Source organism: Nitratireductor lacus, assembly GCF_056431025.1.
In genome coordinates this window covers 1-25,190 of record NZ_JBWKMB010000016.1, presented here as the reverse complement: position 1 = coordinate 25,190, position 25,190 = coordinate 1, and the positions used below count along the sequence as shown (strand labels likewise).

Genomic DNA, 25,190 nt, shown 5'->3' with positions numbered 1-25,190 from the left:
GTGCGGTGCCTCCTTCGAGAAGCCATGTCAATGAGGATTGTCTTCGTGCGCGCCACCGCTCAGGCGACTTCGGAGTTTTCGGTGCCCACGATTTCACCGACCGGTTGAGGACGCCCGATAAGAAAGCCCTGGATGAGATCGACACCGAGCTTTTCAAGAAGTGCCTTCTGCTCTTCCGTCTCGACGCCTTCAACGAGAACGGTACGGCCAAGACTGCGCAGAAGCTGGATCATGCCCTCGAGCATGCGGACATCCTGCGCACGCTGGCGCTCAGACAGGAAGCTTCGGTCGATCTTGACAATATCGAGCTCGAAGCGGCGCAGGCAGTCGATCCCGGCGTAACCGGTTCCGAAGTCGTCGAGCCAGATCTGCACGCCGAGGCTCCGAAGCTGCTCCACGGTCTGGGCGGCCTGCGACTGTCCCAGAATGTCGCCCCGTTCGGAGAGTTCGAGCGCAAACTGTCTTGGCGCCAGCCCGTGGCGGGCCAGCATCTCGGCAACGCGCAGCGCAAACCCGGGAGCCTTGAGCTGAACGGCGGATATGTTGACGGCAATAACTCCGGTGAGCTTGTAGCGCGCCACGTCTGCACAGGCCTGCTCGAAAACCCATGCGCCCAGCTCGACGATCGCCCCGTTCTGCTCTGCCACCGGTATGAACACATCGGGTTTCACCAGCCGCCCATTGCTCCCCTTGAGCCGCATCAGCGCCTCGTAGCCGAGGACCTCGCCGGTTCCCAGTTGCACGATCGGCTGGTAGACCACTGAAATGCACTGCTTTTCAATGGCGTGCGCCAACAGGCCGGCAAGGCTTTCATTCGAATGGTCGGCATCGATGATCTGCGGATCGTAGACCGTCACCCTGGAACGACCGGTAAACTTCGAGATATAGAGTGCCCGGTCCGCTTCCTGCAGAACCTCCTGCAGCTCGGTAGCGCCGCCGTCCAGTGTCTGCGATGCACCGGCGCTGATCGTCACGATGTCGATGCCGTCACCCCTGTCGGGATGGTGAATCTCCAGTTCCTCGACCACACGACAGAACTCCTGCGCCAGGTCACGCAGTTCGTCCGACCCGGAGACGCGACGCAAGACCAGAAACTCCTCGCCGCCATAACGGCCGACGATGGATTCGTTCGCCTCCGCTGCCGCCTCCAGCGTCTGGGCAACCCGTATCAGGCAATCGTCACCGGCCTGATGGCCCAGCCGGTCGTTGAACCGCTTGAAGTGATCCACGTCGATCAGCACGACGCCGAGCTCATCGCCGTTCTGAACACAGGCTTCATGGAGCTCGGCGAAGGCGCTTGTGATCGCGCGGCGATTGCGCAGTCCCGTCAGGGGATCGGTGTGGGCAATCCTGTGAAGCTCATCGCCCTTCTTGACGGCCGCATGAGCCTGAGATTTTGCCTGCAGCGCTTCAAGAAACGTCCAGTAGCGCTCCACCCCGAGCCGCCACGAGAGGTAGAGTGAAAAGACGAGGCAGTTGACGAAGAGCGCGGCAATAACGATTCGCGCAGTCAGACCGATCTGCAGCGCATGCAGTGTCGCGGCCACGAAGACGACGGCGATGATCGTCGACGAAATCGCAGACAGCATGAAGCGGAAATTGAAGAACAGATTTGCGCCAAGCACAAAAACGATACCAAAGACGACAAAGTGCGAAAGCGCCTGCTGATGCGCGGTTTCAAGCGCCAGAAGCAGCCACCCGACGGCGCCGACAACAATGGCTGCGGCAGCCACCAGATGCATCGCGGCAAGGGATGCGCCGCGGCGCACACCAAACTCGATCACCGCAAGAAAGGAAATACCGATCGCGCATCGGGCAAATACCAGTTGATCCGCGATGTCGGGAAACAGGAACCAGTCGAAGACCCCATAGGCCATATAACTGAGCACGGCAGCCCACATGCCCCAGCGAACGACCAGGCGTTGCTGGGCAGCGTCATGCTGAAAAAGCAGCCGGAGCAGTTTCGGGTCTGCCAGACCCGTACGAGGGCTCGAAAGCGCTTCAACAACCTTTCGTGCGATATCCGCGGATAGTTGCATCGTGACCTTCCATTGCAACGAACCCTCAGTACATGGGAATCGGTTAGGATGTCTTAACTTCTCCATTCCCGCTTTCGACCCCTGCCGGAAACGGCGTTTTATATTAACAGTGCGTAAATGAAGGCAGGATCATCCGTCATTTTACCCGGCTTATCGAGGTTCTGAACCCGGATAACTTTTAGTCGAATTTGATTAAATTCTTTCGCATCCCGGTCCATACGGGTATAGTGAAAGCGTTCAAATCAGCGGGGACGGAACAGTGGCACAAGCCTCTCACCTGAAGCTTGACGAGCAGAGTTTGATCACATCTCAGCTCTTCAAGAAGCACACGACGACGTCGGATGTTGCCGATTCCACGGAGTTGAAGGAGAAGGTTGCCCAGCTTGCGCTGGTTCTCGATCTGGCGCGCCAGGGTTTCGAATCGGGCACACCGGCAGCCGACATCGTCGACCGTCTGGCCGCCCGCCTGCACGATCTCCGCAACCAGGCTTCGCCTGTCGTATGGCAACAGCTTATTCCCCTGGCCCAGGAGCATCCTGTTTCAGAGTTTCTGAAGCAGGACCCCTTCACACGTTGGTCCTTCGACAAGCCGCGCGGCTATTCCGGCGATGCCAGCCTGCTCGACATCTATTACAAACACCCAAGCGCCGATGAGATCGTGGCCTCCTCCACGGAGCTCGGCCGTGAAATCTACGCTTACACAAGCGAAGCAGCGAGTTCGGTCGCCGGGCGCGAGCGGCGCGATATACTTGCGCGCACCGTGGATGCCACCGCAGAGCGCGTGGAGAATGCGGAGGTCCTCGCGATTGCATGCGGACACCTGCGTGAAGCGGAACTCTCGACGGCCCTGGCCGGGAAGAAACTGAAGCGCTGGATCGGGCTGGACCAGGACCCGATCAGCGTGGGAACGGTCAACCGGGACCTGGCCGGCACTGGTGTGGAGGCCATTGACGGTTCCGTAAAAGGCATCCTGCGCCGCTCCTACAGTCTCGGTACGTTCGACCTGGTCTATGCGTCGGGGCTCTACGACTATCTGCCGCGTGCAGTCGCAATCCGCCTCACGCAACGCGCCATGGAACTGGTCAAGCCGGGTGGAGAGTTCCTGTTCGCCAATTTCAGCGACGAGATCACCACCGATGGCTATATGGAAACCTTCATGGACTGGCCGCTGATCCTGCGCTCGGACAAGGACATGCAGGACATAATCGACCGCGCGATTGACAGGAACCATGCCGACACCGAGGTGTTCTACGGCAGCAATCGCAACATCGTCTACGGCGTCATCCGCAAACACGCGGCCTGAGCGGCAGCCTTATCCTCTCGCGGTGAGGTCTGCCCATTCGGCGGCGAGACATGGTGCCACCTAAGCCGGTATCGCTGATCAGCTTGCGCAATGGCAAATACACGTTCGAGGAAATCTGGGAACCTGAAACGGAGCGTTCCGGGTTCTGAAAGGCGGGGCTTCGGTCCCGCTTTTTTTTGCCTGCGACAGAGCGAAGCCGCAGGCGTTTCATATGTGATGGCCCGAGCGGCATGACGGCACGCTGCAACCGATCCTTGGCGGCAATGCCAAACCGGGCAGGCAAAATTAAAATATCAAGTTGCGCATCTGATACATCAGTTGTAGGCTTTCTTCTCAGGCCCGGCTTATGCAAGCCGGAGCCAATCTTCGTAACCGGCAAGCAGATCGTCCGGGCGCGGAAAATATTCTTTGCGGAGAAGGAGGAGTCTCACGCATGCTCTCAGTCAGTCGTCGCGTTCTCATGGCAGCCGCGTTTGCTGTCGCTTTGGCACCGGCAGCCACCCTGCCAACCCAGGCCCAGGACCTGCCGGAGATCGAGTTCCTCTATTCTCCCTTTGCCGACTATGCGCCTTTCTTCGTCGCCGAGGACCTCGGCTATTTCGAGGATTTTGGCGTTGACGTGACGCTTTCGCCCAAGGGCAACACGGCCGAAACCATCCAGATGCTTGCCTCCGGCAACATTGAAGCAGGTGCCGCCACATGGGCTTCCAGCCTTTTCAACGCGCTCGACCGCGGCGCAACCGTCTCCATCATTGCCACCATGGCACGCATGCCCGACACGGTTCCCTCCCCCTCACCCTTCATGGTGTCGCAAAAAGCGTGGGATGAAGGCATCCGCACCGTCGCCGACCTCAAGGGCAAGCGCATCGGCATTCCCGGCCCCGGCGGCTTCGGCATGTATTCGGTGGCAAAGGCTCTCGAGAAGGGTGGCCTGACAATAGAAGACGTCGAGGCGGTCTACCTGCCGCCGCCCGCAACGGCTGCCGCCTTCGCAAATGGCGGCCTTGAAGCCGGCTGGAGCATCGAGCCTTTCGCTCACCAGCTTGAAAAACAGGGGCTGGGCCGCCGCCTGGTCGAAGATCACACCTTTGGCACAGAGCTTGGTTTGATCGCCTTCAATCAGGATTTCGTTGAAGAGAACGAAGACGCGGTTGTGCGCTTCGTGGCAGCCTATCTCAAGGCTGCCCGCCAGCTCGACAATGGCGGCTGGCAGGACGACAGGATTCTCGAGATCGTCTCGAACTACACCGGCACCGAGCCAGACGCCCTGCGTGGCATCCCCTATACGGTTCGCTCCGAAGACGGTGCCATCGACATGGAGTCCGTGCGTGAACAGGAAGAGTTCTTCCGCCAGCGCGGTGCACTTGAATATGAAGGGCTTTCCGATATCGACGGCGTCTATCGCCGCGATCTGCTGCAGCGCGCCAACGACCTACTCGCAAGTAAGAAATGATGCAGGCCGCGCAGGAAAAACTGCCTCCCGCTCCGGCGAAGTCCGCCGGAGCGGCCATTGAGGTCAGCCATCTTACCAAGGCATTCTACGACAGCCAGGACGACCGCGTGACCGTAGCCGTCGCCGATGTCAGCTTCGAGGTCGAGCGCGGCGAATTCGTGTGCATCGTCGGCCCCAGCGGCTGCGGCAAAACCACGGTTCTGCGCATTCTCGCCGGCCTTGAGGACGAGCTGAGCGGTTCCGTGAAGCTGCACACCTCCACACCGCCGGCAATGGTTTTCCAGGAAGCGTCCGTTCTGCCCTGGCTGACCGTGTCGCAGAACATCGCGTTCCCGCTGAGCCTCAAGGGCGTATCCCGGGCACAGCAGGATGCGCGCGTGCGCGAACTGCTGACCCTGACGGGCCTTACAGAATTCGCGAGCGCCCTCCCCCACCAGCTTTCCGGCGGCATGAAACAACGCGTCTCCGTGGCGCGCGCCCTTGTCGACGACCGCGACATTCTGCTGATGGACGAGCCGTTCGGCGCATTGGACGAGCAGACCCGCCTTGTCCTGCAGCAGGAGCTGCTGCGTATCTGGGAGAGAACCGGCAAGACCGTGGTCTTCATCACGCACAGTGTCGATGAAGCGCTGACACTGGCGGACCGCGTTCTCGTCATGTCGCCGCGCCCCGGCCGGCTGGTCGCCGACATGCGGGTTCCCTTCGAACGTCCGCGCGACGTGGTCGAGATGCGCCGCGACAAGCGTTTCTGGGATATGACTTACGAGGTCTGGCGCCTGCTGGCCTCTCCTGCGGAGGCATGAGATGAGCACTGCGACCACGATACTGACAGAAGACGAACTCCGCCGGCTCAAAACGCCGGCGCGGCGTGAGAAGCTGTTCCGCTTTGCATCCTATTTCAGCCCGCTTCTGCTCCTTTTAATCTGGGAACTGTCGAGCCAGTTCAACCTGATCGACCGCCGCTTCTTCCCGGCTCCCAGCGCCATCGCCGAAACGGCATGGCGCATGATCGTGAGCCTGGAGCTTTTCGAGCATATGGGCGCAACCCTGCGCCGCGTGGGCATCGGCTATATGATGGGCGCCATTCCGGGCATCACGCTCGGCCTCATTCTCGGCCTGTCCCAGCCTGCCCGCCGCATCTTCGGCCCGATCTTCTCTGCGCTCTATCCCGTGCCGAAGATCGCCATCCTCCCACTGATCCTGCTGATCTTCGGCGTCGGCGATGCATCCAAGTTCGTTGTCATCGCCATCGGCGTGTTCTTCCTGATGTTCTACAACACCATGGGCGGCGTCCTGCAGACCCCGCAGATCTATATGGATGTTGCCAGAAACGCGGGCGCGAACCGGTTCCAGACCTTCAGGCGCATTGCTTTCCCGGCTGCGCTGCCAAGCATCTTCACCGGGCTGAAGCTCGCCGCCGGCTCGTCCTACATCATCATCGCAGCCGCCGAATTTCTCGGCGCGCGCAGCGGCGTCGGTTTCTTCATATGGGCGTCCTGGCAGACCTTCGCGGTCTCGCGCATGTTCGTCGGCATCGTCGTGATCTCGGTCATGGGCTATCTCACCATCCTCGCCCTTGAGGCGCTGGAGCGGCATTTCGTAGCCTGGGCGAAGAATTGATCGGCTGAGGACAAGAGGCTCATGACCGTCGACACCGGCCCGGCCCCCAACACCCACACGCCCGTCTCGGAGCGTATCTACCTTGCGCTCCGGCAAAAGATCGTGCGCTGCGAGCTCGCACCGGGAACCACGCTCGATGCCAATTCCATCGCGCGCGACTATGACGTCTCGAAAACGCCGGTGCGTGACGCCATGCAGAAGCTGGCCGCCGACGGACTGGTGACGATCCTGCCGCGCAGCGGCTATCGCGTCGCCACCATCACGTTTCAGGCCGTGCATGAGATTCTCGACCTGCGCGCGGCCATCGGCCCCCACGCGGCCCGGCAGGCAGCGCGCTACGCCACCACCGCCGACATCGCCGAGCTGCGCGAGATCGTCGCCGAATACGCCACGCCGCTCGACATCGGGGCCATGCAGCAGGTGGCGCGGCGCTTCCACGTCGCCATCGCCCGGTGCAGCCGCAACAAGCGCGTCGTCACCCTGTCAGAATCCCTGTTCGACGAGCTGGAACGCCTTCTGCGCTTTGCAATCGACTTCTCGGTGAAGATCGGCGAGCACTCCGACGAGCACACAGCGCTTGTCGACGCCATCGAGGCGGGCGATGGCGAGCGGGCGGCCGCCATCGAAGCAGCCCACATCAAACACAGCCGGGAGTTCCTGATCGAACGCCTGATGACGCTCGGCTATCTGTCCGCCGGCGAAGTCCAGATCGGCAATGCTGCGCGGAGCGTGGACGAATGATCGCATTTCCCGACGCAGTTGCGCGGCTTTCGGCAGCGCTTGGTGACAGTCCGGCAGCGAACCTCGCAGCCGCAGCATTGATCGAGGCCGACGTGCTCAACCTCCCGCGCTTTGGCATTGCCATGCTGGATGAGTGGACGGCCGAAGCCGCGCCCGCTCCTGCTGCCGAAAACCCGCAGACCGTAAGCTGGCTCGACTGCTCTGCCTCCTTCGCACCGCTTGCCGTGGCAGGCGCAACGCTGGACCTCATTTCTGCCGCACGGGAGAAAGGCATCGCCGCCGTCTTCCTGCGTGGTGTCAGGGGTTTCGGCCGGCTCGCTCCCTTTGTTCGCCACCTTGCCGATGCCGGCCTTGTCGGGATCGCCGGCGCCGAAGGCCCGCCTTTCGTCGCTGCCCATGGCGGCACGCGCGCCGTCATCGGCACCAATCCGTTCGCCCTCGCCATGGGCACCGGCGCAGACCGCGTGGTGATCGACGTGGCCAGCAGCACGGCCACCATGGCCGACATCCGCAACGCCCGCAGCACCGGCGCTCCCCTGCCCGAGGGAATTGCCCTGAATGGGGAAGGACAGCCAACCACAATCGCCTCCGAGGTTACAGCACTTCTGCCACGCGGCGGACAGGTTGGCTCTCTGCTCGGCCTCGTCGTCGAACTTCTCGCCGGTGTCGCCGGCGGTGGCCGCGACGACCCGAAAGGCCGGGGCGTGTTCCTGCTCGCCTTCGACCCTGAAGCGGCCGGAGACAGCATCGACTGGCAGGCGCGGCTTGCAGCCCTCAAAAGCGACTGGACCGGAAGTGGCGGTCACTGGCCGCGCGGCGGCGCGCGCTCGCCCGAAGCCGCGCTGGGCTATGATTTTGCAAAACGCCTCGATGCACAGCTCGCACGCATGACAGGTGAGGCAAACCGATAATGCCACACCTTTCCCGACACGGCCGGAGTGTCTCCGGCTCAGCCCCTCTGCGTGCCAATGCCCGGAAATGGCTGATCACCCCTCTTGCAGAAATGGTGCTCTAGATGACGACAAATCCTGCTTCCGCGCCCGTTGTTTCCGTCACCCCCGCTGACGGCCTGATCGACGAGCCACGCTGCATTGTCGTCACGGGTCTCGCGCCCGACGAACTCGTCGCAATCTCCGCGCGCACGGTGCGGGCGGGCGGCGTTCTCTGGTACAGCCAGGCGACCTTCATGGCCGATGCCGATGGCGTGGTCGATCTGACGCGCGATGCGCCCGTTGGCGGCGACTATGCGGAAATCTCGGCAATGGGCCTCATCTGGAGCCAGAAGCCGGTCGACAGCAACAGTCAGGAGCTTTTCCCCGACGACGTCATGCAGCCGCTGAAGACGGCGCTGACGGCGGAAACCGCCGCTGGCGTCAAGGCGGAGGGCGCGCTTCTCCAGCGCCTCGCGACTGAAGGCGTGGAGCGGCAGGAGATCCGCGAAGACGGTCTGGTCGGCACGCTCTTCACCCCCGCAGGCCCCGGCCCGCATCCCGTCGTGGTGGTGCTCAATGGTTCCGGCGGCGGCATCAACGAGCCGCGCGGCGCGCTTTACGCCTCCCATGGCTATCAGGCTTTCGCGCTTGGCTATTTCAAGGCTCCGGGCCTGTCGCCCTTCATCACCGAAACCCCGCTCGAATATCTGGAGACCGGCCTCAACTGGGCGCACCGCACGCTAAAGCCGCGCGACGGTTTCGTGGCGGTCGCCGGGCAGTCGCGCGGCGGCGAGCTTTCGCTGCTTCTCGGCGCGACCTTCCCCGATCTCATCTCCGCCGTGATCGCCTATGTGCCGGGCGCAATGGTGCATGGCGCACAGGGTGCGGGCGATCCCGCGCGTGGCGGCTGGCAGGGCGTGACCTGGACCCGGGGTGGTGAGCCGCTCACCCATCTCTGGCAGGACAACAAGGCAGTGCACTGGCACCCATGGGGCGGCGATGCGCCACCGAACCGGCATCATTCGGTCTTCTTCGAGGGCCTGAAAGACACCGATCTGGCCGCACGCGCGCGCATTCCGATCGAGAACACGAAGGCCGCCGTTCTGCTCGTTTCGGGCCGCGACGACCGTGCATGGCCATCGAGCCTCTATTCGAAAATGGTGGTGTCCACCCTCAGCCGGCACGACCACCCTCACCGCGTCCGTCATCTCGATTTCGATGACGCCGGCCATGCGATCAACCTGCCCTTCGTGCCCTCGACCCAGTTGAGCCGCGAGCACCCGGTTTCGAAAGTGCCCTACACGAATGGCGGCACGCCATCGGGCAACGCACGGGCGGATGAAGGCTCCTGGCGCGGTGTCCTCGCATTCCTCGACGAGCTCACACGCCCGGCCGGCTGAAGCGCCGGCCCATCCACTTTCTTTTGCGCACGCAGACAACAAAATCCTTCGAAAGGAAGATGAACATGCCCACGAGAGAACACCTGGAAGGTCAATGGCGCGAATGGCGCTATGCCCACGTCGCCAAGATGTTCCGCCCGTATGGCTGGACTTCGCTGGTTGCGCAGTACTGGCTTGAGAAAGACGACAAGGGCGTCACCTTCGACCTTCTGCCGGGCACGTGGTCGGTGGAAGACGGACGCATCATGTTCACCCCGCCCGCCGAAGGCCCGAACCTGTCGGTGAACGGCGAATACCCCACAGGTCCGGTTGAGATCATTCCGGGCCGCAATCAGACCTATGGTCACGGTGAGAGCCTACCGGTGTACTTTGGCCGCAACGAGGTGGAAACGCTTCTGCGCACGACGCATGACGGCCAGCCGCTTTTCGGCGTGCGCGTGCGCGACCCCCACGAGGCCACGCGCCCGGAAGATGCTGGCGTTACCGCCTTCGACTACGATCCCGAATGGCGCATTCCGGGCTTCTACACCCCCACCGAGCGCACGGACTACGAAGCCGAAACGGTAGAGGAAGGCGTGCGCGAGTCCACGCCACGCATGGGCACCTTCACCTTCGAGTTCAAAGGCAGGAGCTACGAAATCGTGCTCATCGGCAAGGACACGCCGCATGGCATCCAGCCGGTCGCGCATGTCCGTGACAAGACCAATGGCACCATAACTTATGGCGCGGGGCGCGTCATCGAGCTGCAGTTCACCGACGAGGCCAACACGCGCATCGACTGGATCGATTTCAACTACGCGGTCGCGCTACCCTGCGCCTTCACCAACTTCGTGACCTGCCCGCTGGTTCCGCCGGAAAACCACCTCGATTTCGAGATTCTGGCCGGCGAGAAACGTCCTGTGCAGAACGTGGTCCGGACAATGACCTATCAGGCAAAGGCATAGGCATCCTGCAATCATCTGACGTCCGCAAACACCCGTAAAAGGAAGAGAGACCGGTTCAGCGTTTCGGCGAAACGGAGAGCCGGTCCCTCGTGTGTCAGAGCATTCCGGCAAGGGTTCAGAAACGCACACCACAACAACAGCGCGGACGCGTGCAGCCCGGCCTCGCTGCAACCCCTGACTTAACCGAATCTCAAGGGTCAGCGACTATCTGCCACCAAAGGGCGAACAATCGGGGGCGTGTAAATGAGTGTGGTCGACAGATGGAGGCCAGAGACGGCGGCCGGCGGTTTCACGCGGGACGACGAGGACATCGCCTTCTATACACGCATCAATGCGCTCATACGTCCCCATATGGCTATTGTCGACCTGGGTGCGGGTCGAGGCGCCCGCTATGACGATGGCAGCGCGGCCTTCCGCAAGACCTTCTTCAATTTTCAGGGCCGCGTGAAACGTGTCATAGGGCTCGATGTCGATCCCGCTGTTCTCCAGCACCCGCATCTCGATGAAGCGCTGACTTTCGAGCCGGGCGGACGCCTGCCTCTGGAGGATGGCAGTGTCGACATGATCATCTGTGAATGGGTGATCGAGCATGTCGAGCACCCTGCGGAGTTCGCAAGGGAGGTTCGCCGCGTCCTGAAACCCGGCGGCTGGTTCTGCGCTCTCACGCCCAACAGCTGGGGTTATGTCGGGATCAGCAACCGCATCGTGCCGGAGCGCTTCAAGGACTGGCTGATGCGGCGGGTCTGGCCCGAACGTCCGCATCAGGATGTGTTTCCCACCTTCTACAGGCTGAACACGCTGGGACGTCTGAGGCGCGCATTTGAGCGGGAGCACTGGGGTCATCACAGCTATATCGCCAACAGCACGCCGAGATATCACGGCGGCGTTTCAGCCGGTTTTGCCGTGGTTTCGCTCTTTCAGTGGCTGATGCCACCGCCGATGCGCACCAATCTCTTCGTGTTCCTGCAAAAGCGATCCTGACCCTGGCGCACCGGACCGAAAAGTGAAATCCGGTTTTCGGTCCGATGCCCCATGAATAACCTGGACCGCGAAATCTACCGCTTCAAATACGCATTGGTGAACCAGGTGGAGACGTCCGGCATCTCCTCGAGGCGCTTGCCGTCGGCATCGCGCATGACGCCCGCCTCGAACATGAACTTCGTGATGTTGCCGAACATGTCCGCATCGATGAGACCGACCGGCTCGCCCTCGTCCTGCAGGTAGCCGCCGCCCACAATGGCCTGCATGGAAGCGCGGACCAGCTCCGGATTGGAGAGCATGCCGCCGGTCTCGGCGATCAGCATTTCGGCTGCCTCTTCCGGGTTTTCGGCAGCAAAGGCATAGCCGCGCTGAGCCGCTTCAACGAAAGCGCGGGCGGTTTCGGGGTTGGCTTTCAGCCAGGTTCCGTTGCCGCCGAGATAGGTGGTGTGCTGATCCGGCACGCCATAGTCGGCATAGCGAAATGCGCGCTGCGGGCGGTCGAGAAGCACGGAGTTCACGCCCTCCCAGGTGCTCACCTCGAGTGTGAAATCCACCGTGCCATTGGCAAGCGCCTCATAGGCGGAGGTGCCGAGCGTGACAGTCTCGAACTCGCCCTTGCCGCCATCGTTCTGGATAATGGTGGAGATCAGGGCCTGTTCCCAGGCGCTGCCGAAACCGGCATAGGTCATGCCGTCGAGATCGGCCGGGCGCTGAATGTCCTCACGCTCGCCATTGAAGACGAGACGGCCCGTCTCATGCTGCATCACCGCCATGACCACGGTGAGGTCGGCGCCGGTGGCGCGCTGGCTGTAGAAACCGATGGAGCTCAAAATACCGAATTCGGCGACGCCCGCGGCGACCAGCGTGCCAGAGGACGTGTCGGTATAGGGCAGGATTTCGACATCGAGGCCGGCATCCTTGAACCAGCCCTTCGCCTGGGCGACGTAGAGCCCCACATGGTTGGTGTTGGGCGTCCAGTCCAGCGCGACGCTCAGGCGCTCCTGCGCCGTTGCGGGCAGCGCCATCGCGCCGAGCATCAGGGCTGCGGCTATCAGGCTTTTCATGGTCTTTCTCCTGTCTGACTGAGTAAGGTGTTCAAAAGGTCTTCTTCCAGCGCGCGGGCCTCGTCCGGCAGGGGCGCGCCAAGGCGCGGGCGTGGGGCGCGGACGACGACCTCGGAAATCACGCGGGCGGGACGGCGCGACAGCACATAGATGCGATCCGAAAGGGCGACTGCCTCACGCACGTCATGGGTGACGAGCAGCGTGGTCCAGCGCGCGGCGCGCCAGCGGTCTTCCAGCCAGCGCTGCATCTGCGCGCGGGTGAGCGCATCGAGCGCGCCGAAGGGTTCATCGAGAAGCTGGATCGGGCGGGCCTGAATGACCGTGCGCAGAAGGGCTGCGCGCTGACGCATGCCGCCCGACAGTTCTGCCGGGTAGCGTTGCTCAAAGCCTTCCAACCCGAACTCGGCGAACAGCGGCAGCGCGCGGGCGCGCGCCTCGGCGCGCGGCACGCCCTGCACTTCCAGCCCCAGAATGACGTTGTCGATGATGCGCCGCCAGGGCATCAGCGCGTCGCGCTGCGGCATGAAGGCGAAGGTCTGGCCGTCACGCCTGAGCGCTGCGCCATCGCGCAGGATCTCGCCGCGATCCGGCGTGAGCGCACCGGTGAGCAGGCGAAACAGGGTGGATTTTCCCGCTCCCGAAGGGCCGAGAATGGAGACGAACTCCCCCTGCCCCACATGCAGCGTCACATCGTCGAGCACGGCGGTTTCGCCAAGCGTCACGCCCACATTGCGCATTTCAAGAGCGCTCATCGTGTCTGCCCCGCTTGACGCCAGCGCAGCAGCGCCCGTTGCAGAAGCGCCGAGACGCCGAAGAGCACCAGTGTCAGCGTGGAGCTGACCACCACCGCCGCCAGCATGAGATCCGGGCGGAAACTGTTCTTGGCGTTGAGGATGACAATGCCGAGCCCGGCGCGCGCGCCGACATATTCGGAAAAGATCGCGGCGACCACGGCATAGGTGATCGAAATCCGCAGGCCGGCGAAGAAATAGGGCATGGCCGAGGGGAAGCGCGCCGCCCGGAACACCTTCCACCGCGACGCGCCCATGGAGCGCATCAGCGTTTCGATCTCGGGATCGGTGGATTCGTAGCCATCGACCAGCGCCACCAGCATGGGAAAGAAGGTGACGAGCGCCACGAGCAGAATTTTCGGCGTGAGACCGAAACCGAACCACAGGACGGCAAGCGGCGCGATGGCCACCAGCGGCAGGGTCTGGCTGACGACAAAGATCGGGAACAGCGCCCGCCGCAGCTTCGGCAGGAAATCGAGCGCCACCGAGAGGGCAAAGGCGATGCTGACGGAGAAGGCAAAGCCGGTCAGCGTCGCGCTCAGCGTCGGCAGCGTGTTCTCCCACAGGAGCGCACGGTTGACGCCCATCTGTTCGATGACGCGCGAGGGCGCGGGCAGAACCAGCGGCGAAATGCCCGACAGCCGCACATAGATTTCCCAAAGGAGGATCGCACCGGCAACGCTTGCCAGAGCAGGCAAGCCGCGCACCAGCCGTCCGCCCGCAGGACGGGGCCGACCATGAGACATGGGGTCAGGCCGTGGAGGGGCTGTTGGCGGAAACGGTCAAATCGACCGTCACATGGCCTTCGGGCGGACCGAACCGGCAGAAGGCCTGTTCGAGCGTTGCGAAAACCGGGCCTGCATCGCCGGTGAGACGGCTGCAGAAATTCTTGGAGCGATCGAAGACGCCGCTCGACTTCAGGAAGTCGATGCAGCCCATGATCTCCGCCATGTGGTCGCCTGCGCCCATCACGTATAGCGAGAACTGGGCGCGTGCGGTTTCCGATGTGGTCTTTGCATTGGCCACCGCTGCAAGCGCCGCCTTTTGCCGTTCGGCGAGCGGCTCCGACGGGTTGGCGAGTGCAGAGGTGCTGCAGATCGGATCGTCCGGCTCGCCGGGGCAGCCGCGCGAGAGCGTGGCGCGCAGCACCACATGGTGGCGGGTGGACGCGGCGGCGACATAGAAATCGCGCAGCGCGGGAAACAGCACTTCGGGCGGGCCGACGACGAGCGTGGAGATATCGTCGGTCTCGATCCTTAAACGGTCCCGCCTGGGATCGAACGCGGAAAGCGACGACATGATGACGTCGACGAAATCGTCGGTCATCGGATAAAGGGAAAGCTGCGCACCTGCGAACATGATTGTCCTCCTTGCTCCGCTGGCATTACCCAGATCAGCTACTAGGGCCCGAGGGCTTGCGCCCTCATCTCAGCCGCGGCGATACGCGGCACCCCTGTGGATGCCCGGTACGAACCAAATCCCGTGTCGCAAAGCAAGCGGTTTGTTCAGGAAACGGTGCCCGGATGAAAAATTATCCGGCTATCCACAGACCTCACAATCCGAATATCCGGAACGACCCGCGGCCGGAGAGTTCGCGCACGGCACCAAAATGCTCAAGCCGCTCGAAAAGCCGCTTGGCTGCCCAGCGGGAAAGATTGCAGCCGGGGGCTGAAGCCGGCACGGCATCGTCATCCAGCAGTTTCTGAACGACCGTGCCCGCCCCCTTTGTGCGCAGTTTCGGCAAAACGGAGGCAAGTGTATCGGCGCGGCGAGATATTTCACCAGCCGAGCGGAGCGCGCCTTCAGTCCCCTGAACCAGCGCGAGGCACACCGCCCGGGCAAAGGCAGGATCAGCCGGGCCGGTCCGCCCGCTCTCCCCGCTCACGCGGAAGGCGGTTCCATAGCGTTCCGCCATGAGAAGCGGTACCGGGCGAGGCCAGTTCAGCATCGTTGCGATCAACCCATCTGCCAGGGCCCATGCCAGCGGCTCGGCGTCCGCATGTTCTGCCAGTATCCGCCCGACGAGCTGCGCCGCCGCGAAAGGCGGCGCGCTTCCAGACTGGAGCGCATCCTCGGCATGGTCGACGGCTGCCGCCAGCCTGTCATCCACCGCCAGGCCGAGAAGGCCGGCGAGTTCGGCTATGGAAGACGTGGATGGCATGAAGCGGCGCGCTGCCATTCGTCTATAGGCGAGAAATATCTTGCCCGCAGGGCCCGGATCGTCACCGGCCGCGGTCAGCAGAACGGCATCGCGCAGCGCCTTCTCGTCCTCCCCCCGTCCCATGAGCCTTGACGCGGCAACGGCGCATTTCAGCGCCTGGCGCGCGCGCCAGCAGCCCGACCAGGCGGGTTCACTCCGCACAAGATCATCGAGCGCCCTAAGCGCAACACCGGCGGCAAACCCGGCATCGCGCTCGCTCGAGGCAGCCCCGCGCGACACTGCCCACTTCGGTAGGGCTGCGTCTGAAGATGGAAAAGAATCGGGCGAATCCATGCCCGCAGTCTAGGCGGTATGTGCAGTTTCTGCCAGAATTTCCGCGATAAACCGCACAGCTTGTCTTTAGCATTTAATGTCCGATAAGATTGTATTATCGGACATTATAGCGAGCGGGCTGAAATGAGCTCTGACAGCGAGCAAAACCGCAGAATGCCGGGCATGATCCAGCCTGCTGCGCCAGAGAGGCCATCCAACCGTGTGGCCGCTTCCGGGAATGATGGCGCCTCAGCGTTAAAATCCGGCAAACCCGCCGGGGATCATTCAGATCTGCCCGACATTATCGACGTGGTGCTTGCCATGGACGAGGAGCCCCCCTCCCCCACGGGGCCCTCCCCCGCGTCACCCTCCGATGTCGACCCGCTGGTCGAGACTGCACGCAGCTATGCGCGCGCGGCCCGCTCCGAGGCAACGCAGCGCGCCTATGCCGCTGACTGGCGCCACTTCGCTTCCTGGTGCCGGCGCTCCGGATTTCAGCCGCTTCCCGCCGACCCACAGGTGGTCGGTCTCTATCTGACCGCCTGTGCCTCCGCGAACCCGCGCCCCACCGTCTCCACGCTTGAACGCCGGCTCTCCGGTCTCTCGCAGGGCTATTCCCAGCGTGGCGACCGGTTAGACCGGAAGGATCCCCACATTGCGGAGGTGTTTGCCGGCATTCGGCGAAAGCACGGTCGCCCGCCGGCGCAGAAGGAAGCGCTTCTGGCCGAGGACATTCTCGCCATGCTGGAGACCCTTCCGCACGACCTTCGGGGCCTCAGGGACCGGGCGATCCTGCTCGTCGGTTTTGCCGGCGGTCTGCGCCGTTCCGAGATCGTCGGGCTTGATGCCGGGGTGGACCAGACCGAGGACGGCAATGGCTGGGCGGAGCTTTTCGACAAGGGCATTCTGATCACCCTGCGCGGCAAAGCCGGCTGGCGGGAAGTGGAAATAGGCCGTGGCTCGGCCGACCGCTCCTGCCCCGTCGAGGCGCTCAGGACGTGGATGCGCCTTGCCCGCATTGCCCACGGTCCCCTGTTCCGCAGAATTCGCGGCCAGAAGACCGTTGAAGACAGTCGTCTGAACGACAGGCACATTGCCCGTCTCGTCAAGCGCACGGCGTTCGATGCGGGGCTGCGCCCGGATCTGCCGGAAAAGGAGCGCGAAAGGCTGTTTTCGGGCCATTCACTGCGGGCTGGCCTCGCGTCTTCAGCCGAAGTGGACGAGCGTTTCGTGCAGAAGCAGCTCGGTCACACAAGCGCCGAAATGACCCGCCGCTATCAGCGTCGGCGCGACCGGTTTCGCGTCAATCTCACCAGGGCGAGCGGTCTCTGATCGATCAGTGGCGTGAATCGGTTGCCGGCAATCGATTCACGAAATGCGTTGGACGCAAGCGCCCGTTCCGGGCAACCGTCACGGCATGGCTATCAACCCGCATCAATGCTCCCTGAGACGCGTCGACCCCGCCCGCAACATGGCGCGTTATTACACGCTTTCCGTCGAGCCGACCCTTTTCGGCGATGCCGCACTTGTTCGCCAATGGGGGCGGATCGGCACGCGCGGGCAGTTCAAGATCAACCTTTTCGACAACACCCGGTCGGCCGAAGCCGCACTCCTGCGGCTCAGGAAAATCAAGGAACGCCGTGGTTACAGGTGACTAGAGCCAGGAGGCGGCATCCCTCGGCAGCCTGTGTTCGGGATCCGTCACCAGAAGGCCGGGCGTCCCCTCCCCGTTCCACTGCCAGAGCGCCACACAACTGCCTCCCGGCGACATGAAAGACGGGTAGATGACCCCGTGAAAGCCTTGATCCATAAGCCTTTCGCGCAGGCGGTGGGTCTCGGGAACCCGACCAGCGTCCATCTCGGCCCGCCATTCGCATTCATGGATAGCAGACGAAACGCCATGACGCTGCATCACGGCCTCGTTGGTCAAGTCGGCCAGCCGCGCGGCAGAGAGTGTGAGCTGCGCAATGAGCGCAGGATGCTGCACAAAGCCCTGATTGTATTCGGCCCAGGCTGTCGACAGTTCACGGGCGGCATAGACCGCCTGCGCGCCCACCGGGTTCCAGCGTCCACCAAATCGCGCCGCCCCTGCGCCTGAAAGCGGTGCATGGGCCCAGCGCGGAACGTAAGCCCGCCAGAGGATTTCCGTCCGCAAGGCCTCAGGCATAAACGCCGGCACGCACCGCTTCGAGATAGGCGAGAACCTTGTCGGCCTTGCCCTCCCCCACCAGATCATAGGCGGTCTTGCCCGCCCAGCCCGGGATCGGCTGGTGTTTGAACCAGATCACCGCCCGGTGCTCATTGCCGGCCATTTCCGTGGCCATGGCGAGAATGCGCACAACGGGGCTCAGCGCCTGGTCCACCTTGCGCTGGCCGGATTTCGCCGTCAGCGTGTTGCGGGCCACGCCGATGAGACGGGCCAGCTCCACCAGCGTCACGCCAAGCAGTTCCGACACCCGGCGCGCGGAGAGAAACGGTGCTCTTTCGTCGGCAAAATGCGCTGCCGCGAAGTCAAGTTCCGTCGCTGTCATCACCTGTGCCTCCTTGTTTCGACACCATACTGATCACACATTGAGCAATTTACAATAAATATGTGCGCAAAATGTGTTTTCAAGAAGAGCGGCAAAACGCTATTTTTCCGCCAAAACCGCCTTTTGCCGGGCTGAAATCAGCGCATTCAGCATCGGTTTTACCGAAAACGTTCCGGAGTTCGCACGTTCTGTCAGCCTGCGGAGATAGCCACCGGGCGAGCGAATGACTTCCGCGCGCTCCAGCATCGCCGCAATTGTGATCGCGGCGTTGATGTCGCCCATCTCGGCCCGCGCCTCGGCCCAGGCATCGGGCGAAACGCCGAGCATGGAGCGAACGGTTTCGGCCGCTTTCATCAGGTCCCGCCAGTCTGACAGCCCGTCCGGGGCGTAATCCCGCATCTGCGGGCAGGCAGACGCCACCGTTTCGAACCCGACAGGTGGTTTTTGGCCACTTCCCTCCGCTTCCGGCTTTCGGCGCCCTCCCCTTTGGCCGGATGCGGTGTCGTGATCGCTTTCAACCGCCGATTTGGTTTCAAGGTTGGGCGGCACGGCCCCCGCTTCAACTTTTTCCTGGTAGGTTTCAAATTGGGATTCTGGGTTTGAATTATGAATATGGCGCTCATTTTGAGTGGCATTGGCGCTCATATTTATGGTTTCATTAACCACGTGCTCTGCATCACGAGCCTCCAGATCGGCTTCGCTCAGGCCTTCCAGATAGGCTTTTTCCACGTCGTTGCGCAAAGCCAGGAGGGCATCACGGCGGGCTTTCAGCGTCTCCCAGTCGGTGTTGCGGCCAAGCCGGCCGGAGAGTGCGGCCAGGCGCTCCGCATAGGGCGCGAAGGAACGTCCCCTGCCCTCGTCATCAGCCGCCTCGATAATCGCCGCAATGTCACGCAGATGGATCGTTACTTCGCTCCTGAGGGCCCTGATCGCACGCGCCAGGCGCCGTGCTTCGGCAGCATGGGTTTCGATCTCGGCAGCGCGCATGACGAGCGGCGCGAGATCGAAGCCGAAGGCCTCCTCGATCTGCCCCTCTTCGCTGCGCCGCGCATAGCGCTTCCCATTGGCGCTGTCGCGCCGCAGGATGAGCCCGGCCTTCACGAGCGCCGCCAGATGCCGCCGCAATGTCGCCGGCGCCATGCCGCGCGCACGGATGGAGAGCTCCGCGTTTGATGGGAACACCACCAGATCACCGGCTGGATCGAGCTGGCGTTCGGTGCTGAAGCTTGCCAGCGCCTCCAGCACAACGATGGTTCTGTCCGAAAGCCCGAGCACCAGCCGCGCCTCGGTCACAGCCCGCAGCAATTGCCACTTGTCTACAGCACTTTCCGAAGAGGCATGCGTGTCCCCTGATCCTGCATCCAGCGCCTTTCGCGCCCGCCGCACCTGTTCGTTGACCAGGAATTGGGCACGCGCCAACCCTTTCCCGCCGAATGGCGAGATTGCAAATCTGTCCGTCATTGTCTCACCTTGCTTCAGGCAAGAAAAAGACGCTCACCGGAACGCACCGATGCTTGACTTTGCACGACGGAAGTGATTCTTTCAGATTGCTACATCGAAAGGGGCTTCCGGAATGGCAACGTTCTGGGGGCCTTTTTTCTTGCGGTTTTTCCTCTAGCTCAGTCCTCTTTGCTCCTCGTGATCCGGTTTTTGGCCGGGATGGTCTCGCCGCCCTGGGGCGGCTGATCGGTTATGTCTCTTTTGCCCGCTCCTTGTCGAAGCGCTCCGCCAGCTCCGGCAGGTGCTCGGCCAGATAATCTGCAAAGCCCGGAAGGGCCTTTTCATCGAAGTCGAACCGGGGCTTTGCCCCAAGCGTCACACGCGCAAGCGTCCGCCCCTTCCCGTCCTCGATGGCACGGGTCCTGTCCGCCTTCTTGCCGCGCGCTGCTGCACGCTTGGCCAGCCGCTCATAGAGCCTGCGAAAGCGTTCATCGGAATCGGCAGCCCGGAACGCGACGGAGGTAATCTCGTCCTGGGCGATGACCACCGCCGCTTCGCGCTTCAAAAACTCTGCAAGCGCCATCCAGCGCGGACGGCCAGCCTTGGGGGCAGGACCGATGGCTGCAGCGATATGCCCGGGGACGGCCTCGGCCACCTGCAGGAGCCGCGTCATCTCCGCCTTGTGAAGCGACAGCGCGCGCTGAACCACGCCGCGATCGAACCCATGGCGCATCAGCGCATCGGCGAAGAAGGCGCGCTCGATGAAGGAGAGATTGCGCCGCTCCGTGTTTTCCTTGCCTTGCGCCAGCACCAGCTCATCGTCATTGAGCGTACGCACGATGGCCTGAACGGGACGCTTGAGGCGTGCGGCTGCACGCACACGGCGATGGCCATAGGCGACCTGAAAGCGTCCGGTTTCAGTCGGGTGAGGGCGCAGCAGAACCGGCACCTGCTGGCCGTTTTCGCGCACGCTTTCGACAAGAGCATTGAAATCCTCGTCGCCATCGTCCTCACGGCTCAAGCGGTCGCGCACGAGCGAGGGGTCGATCAGTTCCGGATCGACCTCAACGATGCGCTCACCCTTCGCCAGGCTCTCGCGGATGGCACGGGCATCCTCCACTTCGCGGGTCATGGATGAGAGCGTAAGCCCCATCGCCTTCACCGCGCCGGACGAACTGCGCGGCACCGGGTCTGCCTTGACCGGTGTGGGAGCCGATTTCGTTTCCGGTGCGCGCGGCATGGATTTCGGTTCGGGTGCAGGCGAGGGTGCGTTGCCCTCGCCCGAGCCGCCAAACAGCGCCTTCAAATGATCCTTGCGCTTGCTCATGCGGCATCTCCCGCCGCGTTGCGGCCCCAGGCCGCCTCGACCAGCGCCTCGACCTCGGCGTTGACAGATGTCAACGCCTCCATCGCGCGGTCATAGGTGGAGCGTGTGAAATTGTCCCGGCCGACCTCGTAAAGCGTCTGCTTGGTGAGACCTGCATCTGAAATGGCCGTTGACTTGACCATGGGCGCAGTCAGCACGCGCTCGCCGAACTGCGACCGCAGGAAGCCGACAATCTGTGTCTGCGGGCCGTCATTGGGCTCATAGCGCGTGACCAGATAGCGGAGGAAATCGAAATTGAGCGATCCGCCCGCCTCGCGCACCACCGAGAGCAGGTCCGCCGTCATGTATAGGAACTGGCTCATGGAGGCGACATCAAGCATCTGCGGATGCACGGTGACGATCACCGATGTGGATGCGCAAAGCGCCGAAAGGGTCAGGAACCCGAGCTGCGGCGGACAGTCGATCACCACCACATCGTAGTCATCGGCAACCGAGGCGAGGGCGGCCTGAATGCGCGCGAAGAAGAAATCATCGGCGCCGCCGCCCGCCTGCCGTTCTGCCAGCATGCGCGGGGTCGTGTGCTCGAATTCATGAAGCTCGAGATTGCCGGGCACGATATCGAGACCGTCGAAATAGGTCTTGCGAATGATCTGGGATAGCGGGCGACGCTCCTCGTCATAGCGGATCGCACCGTAGAGCGTGTCATTGCCCGAGAGATCGATCTCCGGCTGATAGCCGAAGAGGGCGGACAGTGACGCCTGCGGATCGAGATCGACCGCCAGCACGCGATAGCCAGAGAGGGCCAGGTGCTGCGCCATGTGGGCGCTTGTCGTCGTCTTGCCCGAACCGCCCTTGAAGTTGGTCACGGAAATGACCTGAAGGTGCTCGCGTTCCGGATCGCGCCATTTCACATAGGAGCGCGCCTTGGCGAGATTGCCCTTGGAGCGGGCCTGAGCCGCCAGGTGATGGCGCAGTGCATTGATGTCGGCCAGCGAATAATAGCGCCTGCCGCCCGCGCCGGTTTCGGGCTGCGGCCCTTCGCCGGCGATTGAGAGCTGACGCAGATAGCCATCGGAAACACCGATCAGCTTTGCTGCCTCTCCGCTCGAAAATGTGCGAAGCGTTTTCTGTGCCGCGGGGGGAAAGAGCCGGTCGCGCATGACGCGCAGCTGCTCGGAGAGCCGGGCCGCATCCGCGGCGATGGCCTCATCGGCCGCGAGCGCACTCTGCTCGTGTGCGCCGCCCATCGCTGCCCCCGACACTTTATCCAACTCCCGCTCTCCTTCATGGTCGCTGGCGATATCCATGCCGCGCTGCTCCTCGTCGTTCATACCGTTCTGCCGCCGTTGACAGCTGTCAACGCGAGGCATTTCACTGGCGACCGCAGCACGCATGCTCACCCTGACCCCCGACGCCGGATGCCCGTCCCGGGAATTCATCGCGCAACGTAACCCGATTCGCAGCCGCTGGGCGAGTGGCCTACGGCTGAGGGTCAAGATACGCTCAAAAAGCAAACGCGCTGCGACTGCGCACGAAACCGGAAACAACCGCAATTAACAGAACCGCATCCCGGTTACGCCGATTTCAGACAATCGCCTTCAATGCCGTAACTAATGCCATGAGGAGGCGTAGCGGCGTCAAGAAGTTTTTGGTTAACAAAGGGTTAACGAAGCCGGCCACGCCTGCGGACAAAAACGCGCCCGCGCCGAATCCTGTCGCACTTACTGCCACTTACACAATGGACGTGCAGAACACGACGCAAGGGGAGGAGGGCCATCAGCCAACAGATTTTCTGCGCAAAGCAAATGCCGGCATCCGAAAAAAGGGGCGCCGAGGAGCGTTTTCAGGGACTGGCGCAAGAATCGGACTGCGTGGAAAACTGTGAGTCTCAATGATGACCGGGTTCGAATGATGGAGCGTCTTCCACCCCGCCTGTGTTTTCTGGGGAGGGAGAAAGAAGCACAACGGCCGGAGCAATTGCTTCAACAGGAACCCCGGCGAACAGGGGTTCACCAAGGGTTCAGAACCTGTTGATGGCGCCCGCCGCCTCGCCGGCGAGCGGGGCAAAGCGGCGGCAGAAGCTTTCCGCGTCCCATTCACTCAATGAGCCGGCGATGTGGATCGCGCCGAGCGGTGTGCCGTCCGGCGACACGAGTGCTGTGGCGATCGCGATCTCGCCCTGGAGAATTTCCTCGAGCGCCAGCGCATAGCCATTCTCGCGCGCCTCCTGAACCTTCGCCCGGATCGCGGCGGGATCCGTGATCGTTTTGGGCGTGATCTCGCGGCGCACCGAACGTTCGATGATCTCGTCCACCTCCGCATCGCTCATATGCGCCATCACCGCGCGGCCGCCCGACGTGCAGTAGATCGGCACGCTCTGCCCGACCAGCGTGGCGAAAAAGGTTTCCCGCTTGCTTTGAAGACGCGCGGCATAGACAAGCCTGAGCCCGTCGCGCAGGCTGAGGTCCACACGCTCGCGCACATTCCGGCGCAGTTCCATCAACACCGGCGAAGCGCGCACGACCAGGGGGTTCATCCGCAAATAGTCGCGCGTGTGATCGAGAATGCGAATGCCGGGCACATAGCCCCTGTCATCCGCGTCGCGGTCTATATAGCCAAGCTGGCGCAGCGTGTGGACAACGCGCTGGGCAGCGCTCTTGCCCATGCCGCCCGCGGCGGCAATCTCGTTGAGGGTCAGCGGCTTGGCGGCCTCATGAAATGTGGAAAGCACCTGCATGGCACGGGCAATGGCCTGCACGAAGAGTGGGTCGCTCTCATCGATGCTGGTGTTCGGCGGCACTCCGTATTCCGCCTTCTGAATATAACGCACGCCCCGCCTCCGGTTTTCGCCAGAATCTGTTTGACTCCAGAACCGCTGCACATCTATCGTATTATCGATACGAATGTATCGTACAGCGATACATTGTCTTCCACCCTATCACGCATTTTCCGGGCGTCGACCCGAAAATGCAGTCGTTGAAAGCGGGGCGCGTGAATGCGGCGTTGCATCTGGGCTGGCAGTCCGACCGGGGAAGAGGCGGCATGAGCAAGAAGGTCGCTCTCGCCGGTTTCCTGCACGAGACCAACACGTTTGCGCCCTCGCGCGCCACTTATGCGCAATTCGAGCAGGGGGGAGGGTATCTTCCCATCTCTCGTGGAGACGAAATCCTGAAGCGCTGTCCCGGTGTCAATCTGGGAATTTCGGGTGCTGTGGCCCACGGGCAGAAGGCGGGCTGGGAGATGGTGCCCATTCTGTGGACGGGGGCCATCCCTTCGGCGCATGTCACGCGCGATGCCTATGAGCGGATTGCCGGCGAGATTGTCGAGGGCATTGCCGAAGCCGGGCCGCTCGACGGGGTGTGTCTCGACCTGCACGGCGCCATGGTGGCCGAACATCTGGATGACGGGGAGGGGGAACTGATCGCCCGGGTGCGCGCCGTGGTGGGGCCGGACGTTCCGATCGCCGTCAGCCTCGACCTGCACGGCAACACCAGTGAGCGCATGGTGAACGAGGCCGATCTTCTCGTCGCCTTCCGCACCTATCCGCATGTGGACATGGCCGAGACGGGAAGGCGCGCCGCCGAAGGGCTCGACCGGCTGATGGCGCGCGGCAGACCGTTTGCGCACGCTTTTCGCAGGCTGCCCTATCTGACCTCCATTCCATGGCAATGCACGTTCATTGAGCCGGCAAAGAGCCTCTATGAGGAGGTGGCGGCGCTCGAGACGGGCGATGTTGCGAGCGTCTCCTACTGGATGGGCTTTCCGGCAGCCGACATTGTAGACTGCGGGCAAACGGTGATCGCCTATGCGGAGACGCAGGCAGAGGCGGACCGGGCCGCCGACCGGCTTTATCAGAGCATCATGGACGCGGAAGCGGCCTTTGCCGGCCGTGCCTTCGGCCCCGATGAAGGGGTGCGCGAGGCCATGCGTATTGCACAGACGGCAACGCGCCCGGTGGTGATCGCCGACACGCAGGACAATCCGGGAGCCGGCGGCGACTCCAACACGACGGGCATGCTGCGTGCACTTTTGCGAAACGGCGCGGAACGCGCCGCCAGACTGCTGACAAACCCCTGGCATTTGCCGGGGGTTTTTGATTCACTGGGTCATGTTGAAGACACCGGCCCCCGAACAGACAGCGCTCGAGATGG

At 62.8% G+C, this 25,190-nt stretch carries 25 protein-coding genes and 1 riboswitch; of the genes, 12 read left to right on the top strand and 13 right to left on the bottom strand.

What is annotated here, in order from left to right:
* Window positions 1-59 precede the first annotated feature (59 nt).
* Entirely contained in the window at window positions 60-2,039 is a 1,980-nt protein-coding gene (locus AC07E3_RS14585) for a putative bifunctional diguanylate cyclase/phosphodiesterase (protein WP_478362893.1), read from the bottom strand.
* A 259-nt stretch (window positions 2,040-2,298) separates the two neighbouring features.
* Between AC07E3_RS14585 and AC07E3_RS14580 the strand changes: the two genes are divergently transcribed.
* The gene (locus tag AC07E3_RS14580; RefSeq protein ID WP_478362891.1) at window positions 2,299-3,342 is read left to right on the top strand and encodes a class I SAM-dependent methyltransferase; all 1,044 of its coding nucleotides are present in this window, start codon (window positions 2,299-2,301) and stop codon (window positions 3,340-3,342) included.
* Here the strand turns inward: AC07E3_RS14580 and AC07E3_RS14575 are convergent.
* Entirely contained in the window at window positions 3,320-3,721 is a 402-nt protein-coding gene (locus AC07E3_RS14575) for a hypothetical protein (protein WP_478362888.1), read from the bottom strand. The genes AC07E3_RS14580 and AC07E3_RS14575 overlap by 23 nt on opposite strands.
* Window positions 3,722-3,775: 54 nt before the next feature.
* Between AC07E3_RS14575 and AC07E3_RS14570 the strand changes: the two genes are divergently transcribed.
* The 8 genes from AC07E3_RS14570 to AC07E3_RS14535 all read left to right on the top strand — a co-directional run bounded on the left by AC07E3_RS14570 (window position 3,776) and on the right by AC07E3_RS14535 (window position 11,413).
* Entirely contained in the window at window positions 3,776-4,795 is a 1,020-nt protein-coding gene (locus AC07E3_RS14570; RefSeq protein ID WP_336071244.1) for an ABC transporter substrate-binding protein, read from the top strand.
* Complete coding sequence (locus tag AC07E3_RS14565; RefSeq protein ID WP_478362886.1) at window positions 4,792-5,598, top strand: ABC transporter ATP-binding protein; 807 nt, start codon at window positions 4,792-4,794, stop codon at window positions 5,596-5,598. The genes AC07E3_RS14570 and AC07E3_RS14565 overlap by 4 nt, the downstream gene beginning before the upstream one ends.
* A gap of 1 nt (window position 5,599) precedes the next feature.
* On the top strand, window positions 5,600-6,415 hold the full coding sequence (locus tag AC07E3_RS14560; RefSeq protein WP_336071246.1) for an ABC transporter permease: 816 nt from the start codon (window positions 5,600-5,602) through the stop codon (window positions 6,413-6,415).
* Window positions 6,416-6,436: 21 nt separating this feature from the next.
* Complete coding sequence (locus tag AC07E3_RS14555; RefSeq protein WP_336071247.1) at window positions 6,437-7,156, top strand: GntR family transcriptional regulator; 720 nt, start codon at window positions 6,437-6,439, stop codon at window positions 7,154-7,156.
* Window positions 7,153-8,067 carry an Ldh family oxidoreductase gene (locus tag AC07E3_RS14550; RefSeq protein ID WP_478362884.1) on the top strand — a complete coding sequence of 305 codons (915 nt, stop codon included), beginning with the start codon at window positions 7,153-7,155 and terminating at the stop codon, window positions 8,065-8,067. The genes AC07E3_RS14555 and AC07E3_RS14550 overlap by 4 nt, the downstream gene beginning before the upstream one ends.
* A 104-nt stretch (window positions 8,068-8,171) precedes the next feature.
* On the top strand, window positions 8,172-9,488 hold the full coding sequence (locus AC07E3_RS14545; protein ID WP_336071249.1) for an acyl-CoA thioesterase/BAAT N-terminal domain-containing protein: 1,317 nt from the start codon (window positions 8,172-8,174) through the stop codon (window positions 9,486-9,488).
* A 65-nt stretch (window positions 9,489-9,553) separates the two neighbouring features.
* Window positions 9,554-10,432: a DUF1684 domain-containing protein gene (locus AC07E3_RS14540; RefSeq protein WP_336071250.1), complete on the top strand. Its 879-nt coding sequence runs from the start codon at window positions 9,554-9,556 to the stop codon at window positions 10,430-10,432.
* A gap of 243 nt (window positions 10,433-10,675) precedes the next feature.
* Complete coding sequence (locus AC07E3_RS14535) at window positions 10,676-11,413, top strand: class I SAM-dependent methyltransferase (RefSeq protein ID WP_478362882.1); 738 nt, start codon at window positions 10,676-10,678, stop codon at window positions 11,411-11,413.
* A 74-nt stretch (window positions 11,414-11,487) separates the two neighbouring features.
* On the opposite strand, the gene AC07E3_RS14530 is transcribed toward AC07E3_RS14535, so the two are convergent.
* The 5 genes from AC07E3_RS14530 to AC07E3_RS14510 all read right to left on the bottom strand — a co-directional run bounded on the left by AC07E3_RS14530 (window position 11,488) and on the right by AC07E3_RS14510 (window position 15,762).
* Window positions 11,488-12,477 (bottom strand): ABC transporter substrate-binding protein, encoded by a 990-nt coding sequence (locus tag AC07E3_RS14530; RefSeq protein WP_478362880.1) that lies wholly within the window; start codon window positions 12,475-12,477, stop codon window positions 11,488-11,490.
* Complete coding sequence (locus AC07E3_RS14525) at window positions 12,474-13,229, bottom strand: ABC transporter ATP-binding protein (protein WP_478362878.1); 756 nt, start codon at window positions 13,227-13,229, stop codon at window positions 12,474-12,476. The genes AC07E3_RS14530 and AC07E3_RS14525 overlap by 4 nt, the downstream gene beginning before the upstream one ends.
* Complete coding sequence (locus tag AC07E3_RS14520; protein WP_478362876.1) at window positions 13,226-14,014, bottom strand: ABC transporter permease; 789 nt, start codon at window positions 14,012-14,014, stop codon at window positions 13,226-13,228. The genes AC07E3_RS14525 and AC07E3_RS14520 overlap by 4 nt, the downstream gene beginning before the upstream one ends.
* Before the next feature lie 4 nt (window positions 14,015-14,018).
* Window positions 14,019-14,627: a YkoF family thiamine/hydroxymethylpyrimidine-binding protein gene (locus AC07E3_RS14515; protein ID WP_478362874.1), complete on the bottom strand. Its 609-nt coding sequence runs from the start codon at window positions 14,625-14,627 to the stop codon at window positions 14,019-14,021.
* Window positions 14,621-14,733, bottom strand: a riboswitch (TPP riboswitch). It overlaps the preceding gene by 7 nt.
* An 87-nt stretch (window positions 14,734-14,820) precedes the next feature.
* A complete protein-coding gene (locus AC07E3_RS14510) occupies window positions 14,821-15,762 on the bottom strand; it encodes a DUF1403 family protein (protein ID WP_336071255.1) in 942 nt (313 codons plus the stop codon).
* A 123-nt stretch (window positions 15,763-15,885) separates the two neighbouring features.
* Between AC07E3_RS14510 and AC07E3_RS14505 the strand changes: the two genes are divergently transcribed.
* Both AC07E3_RS14505 and AC07E3_RS14500 read left to right on the top strand, forming a co-directional pair.
* A complete protein-coding gene (locus AC07E3_RS14505; RefSeq protein ID WP_478362872.1) occupies window positions 15,886-17,073 on the top strand; it encodes a tyrosine-type recombinase/integrase in 1,188 nt (395 codons plus the stop codon).
* A gap of 43 nt (window positions 17,074-17,116) precedes the next feature.
* The gene (locus AC07E3_RS14500; protein WP_478362870.1) at window positions 17,117-17,395 is read left to right on the top strand and encodes a WGR domain-containing protein; all 279 of its coding nucleotides are present in this window, start codon (window positions 17,117-17,119) and stop codon (window positions 17,393-17,395) included.
* Here AC07E3_RS14500 and AC07E3_RS14495 read toward each other — a convergent pair whose 3' ends face one another.
* From AC07E3_RS14495 to AC07E3_RS14470, 6 genes are all read right to left on the bottom strand, one after another.
* On the bottom strand, window positions 17,396-17,908 hold the full coding sequence (locus AC07E3_RS14495) for an RES family NAD+ phosphorylase (protein WP_478362868.1): 513 nt from the start codon (window positions 17,906-17,908) through the stop codon (window positions 17,396-17,398).
* Entirely contained in the window at window positions 17,901-18,272 is a 372-nt protein-coding gene (locus AC07E3_RS14490) for an antitoxin Xre/MbcA/ParS toxin-binding domain-containing protein (protein WP_025031423.1), read from the bottom strand. Before AC07E3_RS14490 ends, AC07E3_RS14495 begins: the two co-directional genes overlap by 8 nt.
* Before the next feature lie 99 nt (window positions 18,273-18,371).
* Window positions 18,372-19,733, bottom strand: a complete 1,362-nt coding sequence (repC, locus tag AC07E3_RS14485; RefSeq protein ID WP_478362866.1) for a plasmid replication protein RepC — start codon at window positions 19,731-19,733, stop codon at window positions 18,372-18,374.
* A 229-nt stretch (window positions 19,734-19,962) separates the two neighbouring features.
* Window positions 19,963-21,039: a plasmid partitioning protein RepB gene (repB, locus tag AC07E3_RS14480; protein WP_478362863.1), complete on the bottom strand. Its 1,077-nt coding sequence runs from the start codon at window positions 21,037-21,039 to the stop codon at window positions 19,963-19,965.
* Entirely contained in the window at window positions 21,036-22,286 is a 1,251-nt protein-coding gene (gene repA / locus AC07E3_RS14475) for a plasmid partitioning protein RepA (protein WP_478363036.1), read from the bottom strand. The genes repB and repA overlap by 4 nt, the downstream gene beginning before the upstream one ends.
* A 773-nt stretch (window positions 22,287-23,059) precedes the next feature.
* Window positions 23,060-23,869, bottom strand: coding sequence for an IclR family transcriptional regulator (locus AC07E3_RS14470; protein ID WP_065817881.1), 810 nt, complete (start codon window positions 23,867-23,869; stop codon window positions 23,060-23,062).
* Between the two features lie 212 nt (window positions 23,870-24,081).
* Between AC07E3_RS14470 and AC07E3_RS14465 the strand changes: the two genes are divergently transcribed.
* The coding region (locus tag AC07E3_RS14465; protein ID WP_478362861.1) for a M81 family metallopeptidase at window positions 24,082-25,190 on the top strand (1,109 nt) is incomplete at its 3' end.

What these genes read in the sequence shown, in the direction of transcription:
- AC07E3_RS14565 (WP_478362886.1), top strand. Translation starts at nt 4,792, where the DNA reads ATGATGCAGGCCGCGCAGGAAAAACTGCCTCCCGCTCCGGCGAAGTCC.
- AC07E3_RS14585 (WP_478362893.1), bottom strand. Translation starts at nt 2,039, where the DNA reads ATGCAACTATCCGCGGATATCGCACGAAAGGTTGTTGAAGCGCTTTCG.
- AC07E3_RS14515 (WP_478362874.1), bottom strand. Translation starts at nt 14,627, where the DNA reads ATGTTCGCAGGTGCGCAGCTTTCCCTTTATCCGATGACCGACGATTTC.
- AC07E3_RS14500 (WP_478362870.1), top strand. Translation starts at nt 17,117, where the DNA reads ATGCGTTGGACGCAAGCGCCCGTTCCGGGCAACCGTCACGGCATGGCT.
- AC07E3_RS14535 (WP_478362882.1), top strand. Translation starts at nt 10,676, where the DNA reads ATGAGTGTGGTCGACAGATGGAGGCCAGAGACGGCGGCCGGCGGTTTC.
- AC07E3_RS14550 (WP_478362884.1), top strand. Translation starts at nt 7,153, where the DNA reads ATGATCGCATTTCCCGACGCAGTTGCGCGGCTTTCGGCAGCGCTTGGT.
- AC07E3_RS14490 (WP_025031423.1), bottom strand. Translation starts at nt 18,272, where the DNA reads ATGACAGCGACGGAACTTGACTTCGCGGCAGCGCATTTTGCCGACGAA.
- AC07E3_RS14525 (WP_478362878.1), bottom strand. Translation starts at nt 13,229, where the DNA reads ATGAGCGCTCTTGAAATGCGCAATGTGGGCGTGACGCTTGGCGAAACC.
- repA (WP_478363036.1), bottom strand. Translation starts at nt 22,286, where the DNA reads ATGGGCGGCGCACACGAGCAGAGTGCGCTCGCGGCCGATGAGGCCATC.
- AC07E3_RS14540 (WP_336071250.1), top strand. Translation starts at nt 9,554, where the DNA reads ATGCCCACGAGAGAACACCTGGAAGGTCAATGGCGCGAATGGCGCTAT.
- AC07E3_RS14570 (WP_336071244.1), top strand. Translation starts at nt 3,776, where the DNA reads ATGCTCTCAGTCAGTCGTCGCGTTCTCATGGCAGCCGCGTTTGCTGTC.
- AC07E3_RS14560 (WP_336071246.1), top strand. Translation starts at nt 5,600, where the DNA reads ATGAGCACTGCGACCACGATACTGACAGAAGACGAACTCCGCCGGCTC.
- repC (WP_478362866.1), bottom strand. Translation starts at nt 19,733, where the DNA reads ATGACGGACAGATTTGCAATCTCGCCATTCGGCGGGAAAGGGTTGGCG.
- AC07E3_RS14520 (WP_478362876.1), bottom strand. Translation starts at nt 14,014, where the DNA reads ATGTCTCATGGTCGGCCCCGTCCTGCGGGCGGACGGCTGGTGCGCGGC.
- AC07E3_RS14505 (WP_478362872.1), top strand. Translation starts at nt 15,886, where the DNA reads ATGAGCTCTGACAGCGAGCAAAACCGCAGAATGCCGGGCATGATCCAG.
- AC07E3_RS14495 (WP_478362868.1), bottom strand. Translation starts at nt 17,908, where the DNA reads ATGCCTGAGGCCTTGCGGACGGAAATCCTCTGGCGGGCTTACGTTCCG.
- AC07E3_RS14530 (WP_478362880.1), bottom strand. Translation starts at nt 12,477, where the DNA reads ATGAAAAGCCTGATAGCCGCAGCCCTGATGCTCGGCGCGATGGCGCTG.
- AC07E3_RS14545 (WP_336071249.1), top strand. Translation starts at nt 8,172, where the DNA reads ATGACGACAAATCCTGCTTCCGCGCCCGTTGTTTCCGTCACCCCCGCT.
- AC07E3_RS14510 (WP_336071255.1), bottom strand. Translation starts at nt 15,762, where the DNA reads ATGGATTCGCCCGATTCTTTTCCATCTTCAGACGCAGCCCTACCGAAG.
- repB (WP_478362863.1), bottom strand. Translation starts at nt 21,039, where the DNA reads ATGAGCAAGCGCAAGGATCATTTGAAGGCGCTGTTTGGCGGCTCGGGC.
- AC07E3_RS14555 (WP_336071247.1), top strand. Translation starts at nt 6,437, where the DNA reads ATGACCGTCGACACCGGCCCGGCCCCCAACACCCACACGCCCGTCTCG.